Origin of the sequence: Pseudofrankia coriaricola (assembly GCF_032027725.1) — a bacterium.
Taxonomy (GTDB): Bacteria; Actinomycetota; Actinomycetes; order Frankiales; family Frankiaceae; genus Pseudofrankia.
This window is the reverse complement of sequence record NZ_JASNFO010000054.1, coordinates 46,497-63,170: the sequence shown is the minus strand read 5'-3', so window position 1 is coordinate 63,170 and position 16,674 is coordinate 46,497. Positions and strand designations below refer to the sequence as shown.

The window sequence follows — 16,674 nt, the reverse complement described above, 5'->3', positions numbered from 1 at the left end:
GCCGAATCCAGGCCACAACCACACCGTAGGGCACCAATTAGTGCCTCAGAACCACCCACCAGGCACCCATCACCCCAGGTCAACGCACTACACCATGATCGAAAACGAGCAGGTGACCGAACTCAGGCCTGACGCTGACGCGATTTGTCATTCGTTGCTGCGCGGCGGACGCCGAGCCCGCGGCGGTGAACCTGACACTTCCGCCCGGCGTCGAAACGCCCGCCGAGAACGCCTGGATCACGGTGCTCGCACGCTGGGACGGTGTCCCGCCGTCGGATGACCGGCCCGGTCTCGTCGCGCGGTCCCTCGAGGTCATTCCACCCCCGGCCGACCCTTACGAGACCTGAGCCGACGGCCTTCAGGATGAGGGGCCGCGCGGGCACCATCACGTCCCAATCCGCGTCACCGGTAACGGCCTGTTTACCAACCTGTAGCGCCGCTGTGCGGATCTCGCCGCGCCGGGACGCTAACGTGCACGCGCCCTGTCCACCGTCCGATCGGAGCTACATGAGTCTCCGTCATTCCCGGCGAGCGCGCTGGGGCGTTGTTGGAATCGCCGGCGCGCTGGCGGCCGCGCTGGCCTTCGTCGTGCCGGCCGCGGCCGCGCCGACGAATGCCAATGGCCCTGGCTCGGTGAAGGTACAGATCGTCGGGCTCAACGACTTTCACGGCAACCTGCGTCCACCCACCGGCAGCGGTGGTCTCGTCGGCACGGTGAACGCCGGCGGCGCCGCCTACCTGGGCACCTGGCTGAACAAGCTGCGCGAAGGCCAGCGCAACACCGTCACGGTCTCCGCCGGAGACAACGTCGGCGCGAGCCCCCTCATCTCCGCGCTGTTCCACGACGAGCCGACGATCAGCCTCTTCAACAAGCTCGGCGTCGACATCAGCAGCGTCGGCAACCACGAGTTCGACGAGGGCAAGGCCGAGCTGCTCCGCCTGCAGAACGGTGGCTGCAACCCGGCCGACGGCTGCCAGCTGGGCGAGTTCAAGGGCGCGGAGTTCCAGTACCTGGCCGCCAACGTCCTGGACGAGAAGACGAACAAGCCGATCCTCGCCCCCTGGGCCATCAAGAACTTCCAGGGCGTGAACGTCGGCTTCATCGGCATGACTCTCGAGGGGACGCCCGGCATCGTCACCGCCGACGGCGTGAAGGGCCTGAAGTTCACCGACGAGGTTGCCACGGCCAACGCCGCGGTCAAGGAGCTGCACAAGCGGGGCGTGCACACGATCGTCGTCCTGCTGCACCAGGGTGGCTCGCAGGCGAGCAGCGGCACCTATGACGGCTGCACCGGCCTGTCCGGCCCGATCGTCGACATCGCGAACGGGCTCGACCGGGATATCGACGTCGTCGTCTCCGGGCACACCCACCAGGCGTACAACTGCGTCGTCGGCGGCAAGCTGGTCACCCAGGCCGCGTCCTTCGGCCGGATCCTCACCGACATCCGCCTGACCATCGACAAGAAGTCCGGCGACGTCACCACGGCCAGCGCCCACAACCAGATCGTCACCCGCGACGTCACCCCGGACCCCGGCGTCCAGGCGCTCGTCGACGAGTACGGGGCCAAGTCCGCCCCGCTGGAGAACCGGGTCATCGGGCGGATCACGACCGACATCACCCGGACCGCGGCGCCCAGCGGCGAGACCCCGCTCGGTGACGTCATCGCCGACGCCCAACTCGCCGCCACCTCGGCGGCGGACAAGGGCGGCGCGGTGGCCGCCTTCATGAACCCCGGCGGTGTGCGGGCCGACCTCACCTACGCGCCGTCCGGCTCGGAGCAGCCCGGTGAGGTCACCTATGGCGAGGCGTTCACCACCCAGCCGTTCGCCAACCTGCTGACGGTCATCTCCATCAGCGGCGACGCCATCAAGCGGGTGCTAGAGCAGCAGTACTCCCTCAACCGGGTCCTGCAGCCGGCCGGCATCACCTACACCGTCAGCCAGAGCGCGCCCGTCGGCTCGAAGGTGAGCAACATCGTCATCGGTGGCCAGCCGCTGAACCCGGCCGCCACCTACCAGATCGCCGTCAACAACTTCCTCGCCGGTGGCGGCGACGGGTTCTCCGTCTTCACCGAAGGCAAGAACCCGGTCAACCAGGGCGTCGACCTGGACGCCTTCGCCGCCTACCTCACCGCCAAGTCCCCGCTGGCCCCGCCGGCCACCAACCGCGTCACGCTGGCAGCCTGACCAGCGGCCCAACACTCGACGCAGGGCTTCCCTCAGCGGTGCCGTCGTCCCGGCCATCCAGCCGGGACGACGGGCCCCTCCGCGGCGCCGGGCCCGGGGGGGGCCCCCCCGGCCGTCCCGGCCATCCAGCCGGGACGACGGCACCGTCCTCGTCCCCTGCCCGTTGGGTCGCCGACCGGGACGACCGTGCGGCCGTCCCGGTCACTGATGGTGGCGCCGTCGCCACGCTGACCGGGGCCGGGAAAAGCCGCGGAGGGGCGCCGCGCACGAGGGCTACAGCTGAGCCAGCCGGGGCGCGGCGCGCTGGGCGCGGATGAGGGCGCCGGCCTGGCGGGTGAGCTCGCGGGTGTTGCCAAGCAGGCCGTCGAGGACCAGCGCCCGGCGGATGTGGTGGTGCAGGGCGTGCTCGGCGGTGAAGCCGATGCCGCCGAGGACCTGCTGGCAGTGCCGGGCGGCGTCAAGCGCCGCCTGGCCAGCTGCCGCCTTGGCGAGCAGGCAGCCCAGCTCGTCCTCGGCGACCGTCAGCGTCGCCTCGGCGCCCTCCAGGGCGACGTAGGTCTCCGCGAGGCGATGGCGCACGGCCTGGAAGGCCGCGATCGGCTTGCCGAACTGGGTCCGGTCGAGCGCGTGCGTGCGGGCGAGGTCGAGCATCGCCCGCCCCGTGCCGACGAGCCACCAGCCGAGCGCCCGTCGGCCCGCGGCGAGCGCCACCGGGTCCGCGGCAGCCTTCCCGCCGTCGGCCGCGTCCGGGTCGACGGCCCGCAGCGGCAGTGCGGCGTCCAGCACCCCACCGTCGCCCCCCGCGTCCGCGCGCTCCCACACGACCTGCCGGCCGCCGGCATAGGGCAGCGCCACGGTGCCACCGACCGGCTGGCCCGCGGCGGCAAGCAGCACATCGTTGACCAGCGAGGCGTGCGCGCCCGTCTCCCCCAGCAACGAGAAGACCAGCGGGACGGCGACCTCGGGCTCCTGGGCGAGCAGGTCCTCCCAGCCGACCTCGGCCAGGGCCGCGTCGAGCGCGGCACCCGCCGGGGTCGCGGTCATGGTCCCGCGCAGCGCCTCGGCGAGAAGCTCCCGTTCCTCCGCGTCCACGGCTACTCCTTTCCGAAGCCTGGCGATTCAGCCATGGTCATCCGATCTGTGTTGGAAGCCCGGTCTTCAGCCCGACAGAGAAAGGATGCCCTTCAATGGCGGGAATTCGACACCTGTTCCTTTCCCGTATAGTGGGGCCATGTGCCGTTTCCGGCTTTACCCGACTGCCGACCAGGTCGCCGGGCTGGAGAAGCACTGCGCCCATGCGCGGTACGTCTGGAATCTGGCCATGGAGCAGCAGTCGTGGTGGAGGGCAGGGCGTGGCCCAGCACCCGGATTCAACGAGCAGTGTCGCCAGCTCACCGAGGCGCGACGAGAAAATCCGTGGCTTGCGGCCGGTTCCCATACTGTCCAGCAGCAGGCGCTGCGAGACTTCGCCGCAGCGATGGCAGCTTTCTTCCGAGGTGGCCACGGCAAGCCAGGTTTTCGCCGACGTGGCCGATCGGAAGGGTTCCGGGTCGTGGGAAGCCGGCCACGACAGTGGGATGTGCAGATCCTGAGCCGCAACTGGGCCCAGCTGCGGGTTCCAAAGGTCGGCTGGGTGCGACTCCGCCGTTCCCGCCCGGTGCCGGAGGCTAGGTCGTACCGGGTCACGAGGGACAGGGCAGGTCGGTGGCACGTGTCGTTCGCGGCCATCCCCGAGCCTGTTCCCGAGCCGGGAAGCGGCAGAGTGGTCGGGGTCGACAGGGGCGTGGCCGTGTCCGCCGCCCTGTCCACCGGCGAGCTGTGGCAGTGCCCCAGTCTGCGGCCGAAACAGTCCGAACGGCTGGACAGGCTGCAACGCAGGCTCGCCAAGGCAAAACCTGGTAGCAGGCGGCGCGACAGGCTCAAGAGCCAGATCGCGCGGCTTCGCGCCCGCGAGACTGACCAACGCAAAGACTGGGTCGAAAAGTCGAGCACGGATCTGGTCCGACGGTTTGACCTGATCCGGGTTGAAGATCTGCGTATCCGGCAGATGACCCGCTCTTGCAAAGGATCTTCTGATGCTCCGGGACGTAATGTCCGGGCGAAGTCTCGACTTAACCGGGCGATCCTCGCCCAAGGCTGGGGAATGCTGGCCCGCCGGCTGCGAGAGAAGGCGCCTAGCAGAGTGGAGGAGATAAATTCCGCGTTTACGTCGCAGACGTGTTCGGCGTGCGGGATCGTGGATCGGGAGGCGCGCGAGAGCCAAGCCGTCTTCCGCTGCCGCGTCTGCGCCTACACCGGCAATGCTGACGTGAATGCGGCTCGCAATATCGCCCGAGGGCATCGGGTGACGGCACGGGGAGGCGGCCCGGTGGGGCAGCCGGTGAACCGTGAACCTCAACGGACCGCACCTCCCTTCGTGACGGTTGCGTAGTCGTTGGAATCCCCTGTCCTTGGGCAGGGGAGGATGTCAATCCTTGCCCAGGTTCAGGAGCCGGCGGGCGACGATGTTGCGCTGGATCTCGGCGGTGCCGCCGTAGATGGTCGCCGCCCGTGAGTACAGGTACTCGGTGCGCCAGTCGCTGTCGGCCAGCTCGATCACGCCGGGCAGCACGTCGCGCGCCGTGTTGGACAGCAGCTGCTCGGCGGTCGCCAGCAGGATCTTGTCCACGGACGTCTCCGGGCCCAGGTTCGCGCCGGCCGCGAGCCGGCGCTGGGTGTTGCGCGAACGGCAGCGGACGGTGTGCAGCGCCAGGTAGGCGGCGCCCACGGCCGCGTCCGTGGTCGCGGTCGGCTCGCTCCCGTCCGTGTCCGCGTCGGCGACCAGCCGGTCGAGCCGGGTGAACAGGTAGGTGATCCGGTGCCAGAAGCAGGTGGACCGCTCGTAGGGGAGCAGGTCCATCGCGAGGCTCCAGCCGTCGCCTTCCTTGCCGAGCATCCGCTCGTGCGGCACGACGACGTCGTCGAAGAACACCTCGGCGAACTCGTCGACGCCGTGCATGGTGCGCAGCGGGCGGACGGTGATGCCGGGGGTGTCCATGTCGACGAAGAACGCGGTGATGCCGGCGTGGCCGGGCGCGGTGCGGGTGAGCAGCACGCACCGCTGCGCGTACTGGGCGAGGCTGGTCCAGACCTTCTGGCCGTTGACGACCCAGGCGCCGTCCTCACGCTGGAGGGCGCGGGTGGTCAGCGAGGCGAGGTCGCTGCCGGAGCCGGGCTCGGAGAAGCCCTGGCACCACTGTTCGCGCCCGGACAGCAGCCACGGCAGCATCTCCGCCGCCAGCTCCCCCTTCGCATACGAGATCATCGTGGGGGCGAGGACCTCGACAAGCGAGTAGTTGGTGGCGTCGGTCAGGTCGCGGGCCGCCACCTCCTCGCCGAGCACGGCGCGCAGCACGTCCGGCCCGCCGAGGCCGCCGGCCTCGACCGGCCAGCCGTAGCGCATCCAGCCGGCGTCGAACAGGGCACGGCGGACCTTGCCGAGCTGGGCGACCTCGGCGTCGAGCGAGTGGTCGGCGGGCTTGGCGAGCCCGGCCGCGTGCTCGTCGAGCCAGGCCCGCACCGCGGCGCGGAACTCCTCGACGGTCGCCGTCTTCCCGTCCACCGGCGGGACGAACCCGGCGGGCACCAGCGAGGTCGGGCTCACAGGTTGATCCGCTCGATGACGTGCGGGATGCCGTGGTCGTGCGCGCCACTGCGGCGGATGAACGTCATGGCCCTGGTCCGCAGCCGCCAGCCGTCGGCGGTGCGCAGGTAGGTATCCCGGTAGTAGCCGATGCGCATGTCGTGCTTGGAGTGCTCGATGAAGCACAGCGGCTGGGTACCGGTCGCGTTGATCCCGTCGTCGGCGAAGTCGATGGCGGGCGTTCCGGTCAGGAACAGGCCCTTGGGAGCGGCCCCCACCAGCGCCGGGAAGTCCTTCAGCGCGAAGGTGTCACCGAAGGCGGTGTAGGTGCCGTCGGGGGTGAAGACCTTGACCAGGCCCTCGATGTCGCCCTGGGTGATGGTCACCGCGTAGCGAGCGAGGGTCTGCTGGATCTCGACAAGATCCTCGATGCGGTTCGGCTTCGCCGCCGCGGTCTCGGGCACTGGGTTCTCAGACAACGGGGTCTCCGGCACGCTGGTCTCGGGCTCAGTAGACAAACTGCTTACCGCCCTTCATCACGAAGGGGACGCGGGTGAAGACCCGAATGTCCTCGAGGGGGTTGTCGCGGACGGCGATCACGTCGGCGAGCAGGCCCTCGCCCAGCCGGCCCCGGTCGGTGACGTCGATGAGGTCGGCGCCGACGATGGTGGCGGCCTGGATCGCCTGCAGCGGCGTCATGCCCCGCTCGACCATGGTGACCAGCTCGTTGCCGTTCTTCCCGTGCGGGATCGCAGGCGCGTCGGAGCCGATGGCGATCTTCACGCCGGCCTCGATGGCGTTGCGGATCGACGCCTTGGCCTTCGGCCAGTCCCGGGCGGCCTTCGCCTGGATCCGCGGGTCGGAGGACTTGAGCACTTCCATGCCGTCGATCAGCGCCTGAGTCGCGACCAGGTAGGTGCCCCGCTTGACCATCAGGTTGATCGTGTCGTCGTCGATCATGAAGGCGTGCTCGATGCAGTCGACGCCGCACTCGACCATCTGGGTCACGGCCTCCGAGCCGTGGGTGTGCGCCGCGACCCGCAGCCCGCGCCGGTGCGCCTCGTCGGTGATCGCGAGCACCTCCGCGTCGGAGTAGTGCTTCGCGCCCGCCGGGCCGGTAAGCGTCATGGTGCCGCCGGAGCCGCACATCTTGATGACCTGGGCGCCGTGCTTGATCTGGTGGCGGACGGCCTTGATGACCTCGTCGACGCCGTTGGCGAGGCCTTCCTCGACGGTGAGCTGCAGGACGTGCGGGGCGAACTGACCGAACATCGTCGGGTCGAGGTGGCCGCCCGTCGGGGTGATGGCGTGGCCGGCGGGCACGATCCGCGGGCCGTCGACCCAGCCGGAGTCGATCGCCTTCATCAGCGCCACGTCGAGCAGGTAGCCGCCGGTCTTGCAGAACAGGCCGAGGTTGCGCACGGTGGTGAAGCCGGCCCGCAGGGTGCGGCGGGCGTTCTGGGTGGCGCGCATCATCCGCAGCGGCGGGTCGTCGCGCATCTGCCCGGTGAACTGGTTCTCACCGGGGCCGCCCATCAGGAGGTTGAGCTCCATGTCCATCAGACCGGGCACGAGGATCAGGTCGCCGAGGTCGATGACCTCACCCTCGGGCTGACCGCCCAGGCCGACGATGTACTCGCCGTCGACCTTGAGGATCCCAGGCCGGATGATCTCCCCGTGGTCGACGTCCAGCAGGCCCGCAGCCTTGAGGGTCAGCATGGAGGCGCTCACCTCTTCCCTTCGAGCCCAGCCAGGATAAGACCAGCCAGGTTAGGAGAATCACGTTCTCAGACTTGAGTGCCAGATTTTCACGCGGGGCGCCGCCGCGTCAAACGTCCCGACCCGGGCCCCAGGCCGCTCCCCAGAGGCCGCGAGCCCTCGACCAGCGCGAACCGGGCCGCGCGTGGGGCCAGAAGCGACACCGAAGATCGATTACATCGTTGATTCTCGTAGGATGAGAAGCTAGTTTCCCTCCACGAGAACAGCGCCGACCAGCCAACGGCCCGCTCGGCGTCGAGGTCACGAAGAAGATGATGGGTGAGCGGCGCTGGGCCGACCCGGCGGAGATCGACGCGGTGTTCGTGAGCGAGGACGCCCAGGAGGGCGCCCGGGCGTTCGCCGAAAGCCGCGCGCCGGTGTGGAAGGGAAGGTAGCCCGGTGAGCATCACCGACACCACGGACACGGCCGCCAGCGCGACGAGCGCGCCCGCCGCGGCACCGCGGCGGCACGAGCACTGGATCAACGGCGCGGCGGTGCCCCCCGCGGGTGGGGCCTACTTCTCCACCCGCAGCCCGGCGACCCGCGAACCGGGCGATGAGATCGCCGCCGGCACGGCGGCCGACGTCGAGCTCGCCGTCGCCGCGGCGGCGGCCGCCTGGCCCGCGTGGGCCGCCCGGCCCGCGGGCGAGCGCGCGGACATCCTGCACGCGGTCGCCGACGCGATGGCGGCGGGGGCGGGGGAACTCACCGAGCTGGAGCGGGCCGCCACCGGCAAGACCGACGGCCAGCTGAAGCTCGAGATCGACATGTCGGTCGCGTACTTCCGGTACTACGCCGGGGTGCTGCGCGCGCTGCACGGCCGCACGATCGACCTCGGCGCCGGGGCGCACGCCTACACCCGGCTCGAGCCCTACGGCGTCATCGGCGCGATCACCCCGTGGAACCTGCCCCTGAACCAGGCAAGCCGCGCGCTCGCCCCGGCGCTGGCCGTCGGCAACGCCGTCGTCGCCAAGCCGAGTGAGTTCACCTCGACGTCGACGGTGCTGCTCGCCCGGCTCGCGACCGAGGCCGGGCTGCCGGACGGCCTGCTCAACGTGGTCACCGGCACCGGGCCCGACGTCGGCAGCCCGCTGGCCACCCACCCGCTGGTACGCAAGGTGGCGTTCACGGGCTCCGTTCCCACCGGGCGCCACCTGGCCAGGGTCGCGGGCGACCGGCTGATCCCGGTGACGCTGGAGCTCGGTGGCAAGTCCCCGGTCGTCGTCTTCGCCGACGCGGACCTCGACCGGGCGGCCGCGGCGGCGGCCGGCGCGATCCAGGCGAACTCCGGCCAGGTGTGCTCGGCCACGACCCGCCTGCTCGTCGAGAACTCGGTCCATGACGAGGTCGTCGCGCGCGTCGTCGAACGGCTCGAGAAGCTCCGGCCGGGCGTCGACTTCGGCCCGATCATCACCGAGGCGCAGTTCACCAAGGTCCTCGCCGCCTTCGCGGAGGCTTCGCGGGACGGCCTCACCCCGCTGACCGGGGGCGCCGCCTACGACGACGGCCCAGGCGCGGCCGGCCAGTACGTGCGCCCGACCGTCTACGCCGACGTACCGCCGACGCACCAGCTCGCCCACGAGGAGGTCTTCGGGCCGGTCCTCGTGACCCGCCGGTTCGCCAGCGAGGCGGAGGCGCTCGCCGTGGCGAACGACACCGACTTCGGCCTCGTCGCGAGCGTCTGGAGCGGTGACATCGCCCGCGGGCTGCGGCTCGCCGAGGGGATCCAGGCCGGCCAGGTCGCCGTCAACGGAGGCCCGCTGACCATCGAGACCCCGTTCGGCGGCTACAAGAACAGCGGCTACGGCCGCGAGAAGGGCCTCGAGGCCCTGCACGACTACGCCCAGACCAAGACCATCAGCCTCTCTCTGGGCTAACACGAAGGAGCACCACCGTGGACGATGCGCTGAGCGCCGCGTACGCGCTGCGCAGGGCCATGCTGGGCGACGCCTACGTCGACCGGCAGACAGGCGAGACCGATCCGGTCGCGCGGGAGTTCCAGGACCACATCACCCGCCAGGCCTGGGGCGTCTGGACTCGCGGCGGAGCCCTCTCCAACCGGGACCGCAGCCTGCTGGTGCTGGCGATGACCGCCGCTCTTGGCCGGATGGAGGAGTTCCGGCTGCATGCCAGCGCGCAGGCGCGGACCGGTGTGACCGACGCCGAGCTGGACGAGCTGCTCTTCCAGGTCGCCGCCTACTGCGGCGCGCCGGCGGCGATCTCCGCCCGCCGTGCCCTGCGCGAGGTGCGCGCCGACCGCGCCGCCCAGGAGGCCGCTCAGGAGACGGCCGCCGCTTCGGACAGCGGGTCCGCGCCCGGCGAAGGGGCGTGACTATGACCTCCCCGACGGTTGGCTTCGTCGGCCTCGGCAACATGGGCGCCGCACTCGCCGACAACCTCGTCAGGTACGGCTTCGACGTCGTCGCCTTCGACGTGGCCGGCCCGGACCGGGCACCCGAGCGCTCCCGGTTCGCGGCCGACCTGGCCGAGGTGGCGCGCGAGGCCGACATCGTCGTGTTCAGCCTCCCGGACGGCACCGTCTCCGAGAAGGTCGCCTCCGAGGTCGCCGGCGCGGCCGACCGCCGCGTCGCCCACATCATCGACACGTCGACGATCGGTGTCGCCGCGGCCGGCCGTATCACCGAGCTGCTCACCGCCGCCGGCATCGGCTACGTCGACGCGCCCGTGTCCGGCGGCGTGGCCGGCGCCAGGGCCCGCAAACTGGCGGTCATGTACGCGGGCACCGACGAGGCCGTCGAGGCCGTCTACTCTGTGCTCGCCGGCCTGTCGGACAAGATCCGCCGCGTCGGTGACCGCGCCGGCCTCGGCCAGGCGCTGAAGCTCGCGAACAACTTCCTGTCCGCCACGGCGCTGGCCGCCACCAGCGAGGCCGTCGCGTTCGGCGTCAGGGCGGGCCTCGACATGAAGACCATGATCGAGGTCCTCAACACCTCCAGCGGCCGCAGCGCCGCCACCGACGACAAGTTCCCGAACGACGTCCTCACCGGCCGCTACGGCTCCGGCTTCGCCAACACCCTCATGGCCAAGGACGTCCGCCTCTACCTGGCCGAGGTCCGCGAGGCCGCCACTCCGGACACCGTGGGGGCGACGACCGAGGACATCTGGAAGCACTTCGCCGAGGCCGAGCCGGGGGTCGACTTCACCCGCATCTACCCCTTCGTCGAGGGCTCCGCCTGACGCGAGGCCAGCCCCGTATCCCCTCCGGGCTCGTTATGGAAGCGCTGGGCGCCGATCCGTGGCCGTCCGCTTCCCGACACAGCAACGTTGTCCGTTCGCCTCGCCACCGTTGCGCCGCATACGGGACGATATGTACGCGGAACGGAGCGAACGGATTGGCCGGTGGGGGGACCCATGGATCTGCCTGAGCGGCCTGACTCGTCGAATGCTCCCGGAAACGGCGGACGCACGGGTGCCGGTCCCGCGGGCGACTCCCCCGACCAGCGCGGCTCCTTACCCCCCAGCCGCAGTCCGCTGGCCGTCGCGATCGGAAATGCCTCCCTGCTGTGCGTCGGATACGTGATGCTGGGCTGGCGCCGGCGGGCGGCCGCCGTCGGCCTGGTGACGCTCGTACTCGTCATCCTTCTCGCCTCGGCGATTCAGACGGTGTGGTTCGAGCTCGTCTTCCTGGCATGGTGGCTGGCCCTTGTCGCGCATGGCTGGTTTCTGGCGGGCGGATGGCCACGGCGCCGGCGGAGGGCGGGCGGAAGAACGCGGCTGGTCACCGCGCTCGCCCTCGCGCTCCCGGTGCTCGCGGCCGTCGTCCTTCTCCGTCTCGACGTCGCGCGGATCAACAGCGACCTGGCGGGGGCGGTCCGGGACGGCGACTGCGGAAAGGCGACGGCGGCCCTGGACCGCAGGTCGGCGGCCCACTATCTGGCCGACGCGCCCGGAGCGGCCAGCGGCGACGCCACCGGGCGGGTGTGCGCACGGCTCCGAGTCGCCGCCGCCCAGTTCGACGACGCTCTGGACGGCGACAAGAGCGCACTGACACAGGGTTTCAGCGGCCTGTCGGGAGTCCTCGCGGACGCGCCGGGCCACGAGCGCCTGGTCGAGGGCGTTCTGAGCGGATTCCTCGACCGCCTCCCCGTCCACGACGCCTGCGACACGGAGACGATCCTCGACGGGCTGCGCGCGAGGAAACCGACCGCCGACATGTTGGACCGTGCCACCGGCGTCGTCCCCCGGCTGGCACCCGCGGCGATCGTCGGCTGCGGCGACAGTCTCCTGGCCTCCAGTGACTGGGAGCCGGCACGCACCCAGTACCAGCGGCTGCTTGACCAGTACCCGGGCGACAAGCTCGCCGGCAAGGCCACCGATGGGATCAGGAAGGCGACCCAGCAGGTCGAGCTGGCCCACGTCCGTGAGCTGTTGGGAACCGGCTCCGGCGGCGGGCAGCCCGCCTACTGCACCAACCCGGCGCCGTACAGTGGCGCGGCTCCGCATGGCGGCGACGGGCCGTATCGCACCCTCCTGCGCGGCGACAACACCTACGTCGGCCAACTGCCCGCCGAATGGCTGACCGACGACGTCGCCGACGCGGTGCTCGTGGTCTGCGCCGGCGCGAAGGAGTACGGCGACACGGTTCGGACCTGCTCGTACGAGACGAGCTTCGGCGTGTTCGGCTCCAAGGACGTGGCATTCAAGAAGATCGCGGTGCCGGTCCGCGTCTACGAGGTCCAGACCGGGCGCCTGGTGTCCGACCTCAGGGTGCAGGTCAACGGCCCGAACTGCCCCAGCACGATCAGCTACACCACCTACGGTTCTTTCGACACCGGGCCGCCCTCGGAGATGTACGTCGACGCGTCGGACGCCGACGTCACCGCCGCCGTACGCGGCGCCCTCGCACCCGTGATCGACCCATGACCACCACCGACCGACTGACCGGCTCACCAACTCACCGCGACGGGTGGCGTGGGCCCGGTGGCCGGGCCACGATCGTCGGCGGTCGGTACCTGCTCAGCCGGTCGGTCGCCGCCCGGGCGGCCCGGATGATCGGCCGACCGCAGCTTCGGTGGTCGGGCGTGATGCATCACGTTCCATCGGCGCTCCTGACAGCGTCGCGGCCCGTTCCGGGGTGCCACCCGGGCGGGCCCTTTCATGAACTCAAGCCAGGCTCGGCCGGTGGCGGCGACCGGCCAGCGCGCTACGTGGTCAGCGCCGGCATTCTGCTCGCTGCGTACCGGCGTGCGAGCGCCGCTCGCCATCTCATCGCCTGGTCACTCGACTCGACTGCCCGGTAAGTCCATAGCCCGGCAACCTGGCTGGCGAACGCGGTCAGCGCTTCCGGGGTGACCGTCCAGCAGGCGAGCCCGGCTGCCCACTGTTCGGCCTCGGTCGGGCTGTGGCCCGCGCCGATGAGCCGGATCGCCATGAACGCGGCGTCGACCCAGGGGGCGCCCTGCGCGGGCCAGCCCCAGTCGACCACCCAGATCCGGTCGTGGGCGACGAGGAACTGGTGGGCGTGCAGATCGGTATGCAAGAGCCGGTCGCCGGCGACCGCGTCGCTCACACCGACGGCCAACGTGGCGGCCATCGCGACGTCGAACCCAGGGACTGCGTCGGCTGGCAGGGAACGCAGGTCATCCCACCAAGCGGAGCGTCGCCACCGGTCCGACAACGGGCGTAGCCCGTCACCGGATCGCCGGCCAAGTTCGTCGAGCACCTCACCGATACGCGGTAGGTCCGCGGAGCCGGGGGTGAGATCCGCCGGACGGCCGTCCGCATGGTCGAACGCGACGAGCAGCCAGCCCGCCGTGTCGACGGCGAACAACGGCGTCGGGGCGACCCCGGCGGCCAAGTGCCCTGATTCGTGCTCGTTTGACAGCCATCGCGCCCGTCGGCCGTCGCCCTCGACCGCTTTGACGAACAGCCGGCGGCCGGCTGTTTCCGCAACCACGGCGAGGTCGCAGCCGTTGCCCACGTCCACCGGTTTGGTGGACGTGACCGGCCCTGTCTGCGCCTCGACCGCCTCGCGGACCTGCGGAGGCAGGTCATCCCATCGCATGGGAGGTCGCATTCCTAGTCGTCGTCCTGGTCGGTCCGGGTGTCTCGGTTCTCGTTGCCGTCCGAGCCGGAGGCACCGCAGTCGTCCGGGTCGCACCTGCGCTTCGCGGTTGTCGTCCACAGGTCAGGGTCGACGACGAAACCGGATGCCTTCATCGCGGCGATCGTAGCGACCTGGCCACCGGCTGGGCGTTCATCGACGGTCGGGTCGACAGGCACGTGATGAATGAACCGGCCGCAGACGCGGGCGCAGAAGGCTGCGTAGTCGCGGGTGAAGAGGATGAACGTGTGCCAGCCGACGTCCACCAGCGGCGACGGGACGAGCCCCTGGGGGCCGCGGTCCGCGCACGTGCCGAGGAACGCCAAAGCTTGGTCGACGATCCGGTCAGCCAGCTCGGCGTGATCCGGATGGTCGGCGGCGACCCGGGCCGCGACCCGGGCGAACAGCGCCGGGTCGACAAGTTCATGGCCGTGATGCTGCTCGGCTGTGGGCTGTGTTGTCGGGGCAGGTGGGGCGAGGGTGGTCATGGTGCCTCCTGGTGGTGTCGCGCCCGCCCGGGGGGTGATGGCACCCGGGCGGGCCCGAGCCGGTGGGGGGAGGGGGCTCGTTCGACGGGTCGGGTCTGAGCCGGGCGGAGCCGCAGCAGTTGGAACGGCCCGACTTCCCAGGCGGGCAGCATCTTCAGGCCCTCCGCGTACGTCTCCGCTCCTGTGCGTGAGTAGAACGGTGCGAGGGTGCAGAGGACTCGACCGTGGTTGTCGAAGATCGTCAGTCCCCAGAGGTTGACGATCAGCGGCTCGTCGTCCGGGTGGCCGGGGAGATCGGGATCTCCCCGGCCGTCAGCACCACCCGCGGCCGGAGCGCCGGCCGGGAGGGTGGTCCGGTGCCGTGATGGCTCGGCCAGTTCGGATATTTGGTCCATCGGCGCCTCCCGAACTGTCCGTGCCGTTGCCGGCGCCGTTGCCGGCACGACCACTGTCAGGCAGTGTTCGAATAGTCGCTAGACGTGTAACCGTGCTGTGCTGTGATGTGCGGTGTCAGCACAGTCCGCACAGGCAAGGCGGGGGTTCGCATGGGGCAGGATGGTCGTGCGGAACTGGCCGCCCGGATCCGCGAACTACGCGGCGACAAGAGCCAGGCCGCGCTGGCGGCGGCGATTCTGCACGATCGGACAGCGATCTCCCGGGCCGAGACGGACACCGAGGTGCCATCGCCGGCGCTCTGCGAAAAGCTCGACGCGTACTACCGAACCGGTGGCGAACTAGGCCGCCACAGGCAGACATTGGTAGGCGGGCAGCTAACGGAGGTGAGTCCGACGGACCGTCGAGACCTTCTTGCGGGACTGGTTGCCAGCGCCGGCGAGCTAACCGTCCGGATCCGGACCGGCCGGACGACCCCGGGCCGCAGTGACCTGCTCCTCCTCCAGCACACCATCCGCACCGTGACTGACACGTACGGAGCCACTCCGCACTCAGCGCTGACCCCCATCGTCGGACAGCATTGGCGCCTCGCCGAGGGGATCGTCGCGGACGCCTGGAAGTCGGACCGCCTCCGCCCCGCGTTCCGCGTCGCGGCCGGCCAGCTCGCCTACCTGCTCTGCCGGCTGTTCTTCAACACGGGCGACACAGCCGGATCGGCCACCTTCCTTGAGCTCGCCGAGGAACACGCCGTTGGTACTGGCGATCCGGCACTCTCCTCCGCCGTCACAGGCATGTGGAGCACCCTCCACTTCTATGCCGGGGACTATCGGGAGGCCGCCGCGGTCGCTGTCGACGGCCGCCGTTGGGGGTATTCCTACGACACGGCGGTCCTCGCCGCCTATGAAGCGCGCGCGCTCGGCGCCCTCGGAGACGACACCGGGGCGATGCGCGCCCTGGAACTGATGGAGCGGTCGCCGATTCCCAGCGCACCCGAGCCGTCGTGCGAGCCCTACGGCACTGCTTGGGGGATGCTCATCGCCGGCGGCACCCTCGCCCGACTCGGCCGGCATGAGGAGGCTTTGCCGATCACAGCCGGGTCCGTCGCCGCATACGACACCAGGTCCGACGCTCCCTATGAAATGCACGCCAACGCGCTGCTTGCCCACTCCCGCGCACTGCTCGGAGCCGACATCGCCGCGGCGGCCGACACAGTCTCCCGGGCACTCGACATGGTCGCCGATCGCCCGACGTACAGCGTGTGGGCCCGGGCCGGCGAGCTAGCCAGCGTCATGGCGCCGCACCGGTCGGTCCAGGCCGTCGCCGAGCTGCGCGGCCGGCTTCGCGAGGCGCCAGCGATGCTCGCCCTCACCGCCGGCCAGACGTCATGACTGCCCCTGCATCGACGGCGAGCGCATCCTTCACGGTCCCCACCGTCACCACCGACCGGCTACTCCTTCGCGCCTGGCACCCGGACGACATCGCCCCCTACTCGGCGATGAACGCCGACGAGGAAACGATGCGCCACAACGGCGGCACCTTCGACACCGCCGGAACCTGGCGCCTGGTCAGCCATTTGATCGGCATGTGGGCATTGCGCGGTTACGGGATGTGGGCCGTCGAGCTTCGGGCGACCGGCGAGTTCATCGGCCGCGCTGGACTGTATGCCGCCTTCGAATGGCCCGCGGTCGAGGCCGCCTGGTCAATCCGCCGGGACCTGTGGGGCCAGGGCCTGGCGACCGAAGCCGCCGCCGCGGCCATCGCCTGGGGCTGGTCGACCCTGCCAGACGACCACTTCATCTCGATCATCGACCCCGCCAACATCGCCTCTCAGCGGGTCGCGGAGAAGGTCGGCTTCACGGTCACTGGGCACGGCAGCGTCGGGCCGTGGAAGGACCAGATTCTCTACCGGCTGGACCGGTCGCCGCCCGGCTGAACTCGCAGTCCCGGGCGCCTGGTCGCAGGCTCGGCGACCTACATGAACGCGACCGGCCCGCCCCGACGCGCGGGACGGACCGGCGGGCGGGTGCCGCTAAAGGCGGACGCCCTTGGCGATTAGGAGGGCGGAGCAGGTGGCGGCCACCCACCTTGCCGCCTCCACCCGCCCACCCAGATCACTGTCGGTGAAGAAATCATGGGTTAGCGTGTCCCCGATCGATCACAG

General features: G+C 70.7%; 17 protein-coding genes. 10 read left to right on the top strand and 7 right to left on the bottom strand.

The features are described 5' to 3' along the window. The first annotated feature begins 128 nt into the window (after positions 1-128). Both QOZ89_RS27745 and QOZ89_RS27740 read left to right on the top strand, forming a co-directional pair. A complete protein-coding gene (locus tag QOZ89_RS27745; RefSeq protein WP_397428855.1) occupies positions 129-347 on the top strand; it encodes a TIGR03943 family putative permease subunit in 219 nt (72 codons plus the stop codon). 160 nt (positions 348-507) lie between these two features. Next, complete coding sequence (locus QOZ89_RS27740) at positions 508-2,187, top strand: bifunctional metallophosphatase/5'-nucleotidase (RefSeq protein ID WP_071047498.1); 1,680 nt, start codon at positions 508-510, stop codon at positions 2,185-2,187. A gap of 273 nt (positions 2,188-2,460) precedes the next feature. On the opposite strand, the gene QOZ89_RS27735 is transcribed toward QOZ89_RS27740, so the two are convergent. Next, positions 2,461-3,279 (bottom strand): acyl-CoA dehydrogenase family protein, encoded by an 819-nt coding sequence (locus QOZ89_RS27735; protein ID WP_083418279.1) that lies wholly within the window; start codon positions 3,277-3,279, stop codon positions 2,461-2,463. A 139-nt stretch (positions 3,280-3,418) separates the two neighbouring features. On the opposite strand from QOZ89_RS27735, the gene QOZ89_RS27730 reads away from it, so the two are divergent. Next, positions 3,419-4,618 carry an RNA-guided endonuclease InsQ/TnpB family protein gene (locus QOZ89_RS27730; protein ID WP_083418280.1) on the top strand — a complete coding sequence of 400 codons (1,200 nt, stop codon included), beginning with the start codon at positions 3,419-3,421 and terminating at the stop codon, positions 4,616-4,618. A 36-nt stretch (positions 4,619-4,654) separates the two neighbouring features. Here the strand turns inward: QOZ89_RS27730 and QOZ89_RS27725 are convergent, their stop codons facing one another. From QOZ89_RS27725 to QOZ89_RS27715, 3 genes are read right to left on the bottom strand one after another with little or no spacing between them, the layout of a single operon-like run. Further along, entirely contained in the window at positions 4,655-5,830 is a 1,176-nt protein-coding gene (locus tag QOZ89_RS27725) for an acyl-CoA dehydrogenase family protein (RefSeq protein WP_083418281.1), read from the bottom strand. Beyond that, positions 5,827-6,288 carry a nuclear transport factor 2 family protein gene (locus QOZ89_RS27720; protein ID WP_241841567.1) on the bottom strand — a complete coding sequence of 154 codons (462 nt, stop codon included), beginning with the start codon at positions 6,286-6,288 and terminating at the stop codon, positions 5,827-5,829. Before QOZ89_RS27720 ends, QOZ89_RS27725 begins: the two co-directional genes overlap by 4 nt. Before the next feature lie 28 nt (positions 6,289-6,316). Further along, positions 6,317-7,528, bottom strand: coding sequence for a metal-dependent hydrolase family protein (locus QOZ89_RS27715; RefSeq protein WP_071047500.1), 1,212 nt, complete (start codon positions 7,526-7,528; stop codon positions 6,317-6,319). Between the two features lie 311 nt (positions 7,529-7,839). Between QOZ89_RS27715 and QOZ89_RS27710 the strand changes: the two genes are divergently transcribed. The 5 genes from QOZ89_RS27710 to QOZ89_RS27690 all read left to right on the top strand — a co-directional run bounded on the left by QOZ89_RS27710 (position 7,840) and on the right by QOZ89_RS27690 (position 12,452). Then, the gene (locus QOZ89_RS27710) at positions 7,840-7,962 is read left to right on the top strand and encodes a hypothetical protein (RefSeq protein WP_274536499.1); all 123 of its coding nucleotides are present in this window, start codon (positions 7,840-7,842) and stop codon (positions 7,960-7,962) included. Between the two features lie 4 nt (positions 7,963-7,966). After that, positions 7,967-9,445, top strand: coding sequence for an aldehyde dehydrogenase family protein (locus QOZ89_RS27705; protein WP_241841568.1), 1,479 nt, complete (start codon positions 7,967-7,969; stop codon positions 9,443-9,445). A 17-nt stretch (positions 9,446-9,462) separates the two neighbouring features. Continuing rightward, complete coding sequence (locus tag QOZ89_RS27700; protein ID WP_071047501.1) at positions 9,463-9,900, top strand: carboxymuconolactone decarboxylase family protein; 438 nt, start codon at positions 9,463-9,465, stop codon at positions 9,898-9,900. A 2-nt stretch (positions 9,901-9,902) separates the two neighbouring features. Next, on the top strand, positions 9,903-10,766 hold the full coding sequence (locus QOZ89_RS27695) for an NAD(P)-dependent oxidoreductase (protein ID WP_312626278.1): 864 nt from the start codon (positions 9,903-9,905) through the stop codon (positions 10,764-10,766). A gap of 174 nt (positions 10,767-10,940) precedes the next feature. Next, on the top strand, positions 10,941-12,452 hold the full coding sequence (locus QOZ89_RS27690; protein ID WP_312626276.1) for a tetratricopeptide repeat protein: 1,512 nt from the start codon (positions 10,941-10,943) through the stop codon (positions 12,450-12,452). Between the two features lie 280 nt (positions 12,453-12,732). Here QOZ89_RS27690 and QOZ89_RS27685 read toward each other — a convergent pair whose 3' ends face one another. Genes QOZ89_RS27685 through QOZ89_RS27675 form a run of 3 tightly spaced genes read right to left on the bottom strand, consistent with a single transcriptional unit; the run spans position 12,733 to position 14,515 of the window. Next, on the bottom strand, positions 12,733-13,593 hold the full coding sequence (locus tag QOZ89_RS27685) for a hypothetical protein (RefSeq protein WP_312626274.1): 861 nt from the start codon (positions 13,591-13,593) through the stop codon (positions 12,733-12,735). Positions 13,594-13,607: 14 nt separating this feature from the next. Continuing rightward, a complete protein-coding gene (locus QOZ89_RS27680; RefSeq protein ID WP_312626273.1) occupies positions 13,608-14,120 on the bottom strand; it encodes a glycine-rich domain-containing protein in 513 nt (170 codons plus the stop codon). Further along, entirely contained in the window at positions 14,117-14,515 is a 399-nt protein-coding gene (locus QOZ89_RS27675) for a hypothetical protein (RefSeq protein ID WP_131803823.1), read from the bottom strand. Before QOZ89_RS27675 ends, QOZ89_RS27680 begins: the two co-directional genes overlap by 4 nt. A gap of 150 nt (positions 14,516-14,665) precedes the next feature. Here QOZ89_RS27675 and QOZ89_RS27670 point away from each other — a divergent pair, with 150 nt between their 5' ends. Together QOZ89_RS27670 and QOZ89_RS27665 are read left to right on the top strand one after the other, a co-directional pair. Then, a complete protein-coding gene (locus QOZ89_RS27670) occupies positions 14,666-15,901 on the top strand; it encodes a helix-turn-helix domain-containing protein (protein ID WP_312626271.1) in 1,236 nt (411 codons plus the stop codon). Continuing rightward, complete coding sequence (locus QOZ89_RS27665) at positions 15,898-16,446, top strand: GNAT family N-acetyltransferase (RefSeq protein ID WP_071047508.1); 549 nt, start codon at positions 15,898-15,900, stop codon at positions 16,444-16,446. Before QOZ89_RS27670 ends, QOZ89_RS27665 begins: the two co-directional genes overlap by 4 nt. Positions 16,447-16,674 lie beyond the last annotated feature (228 nt).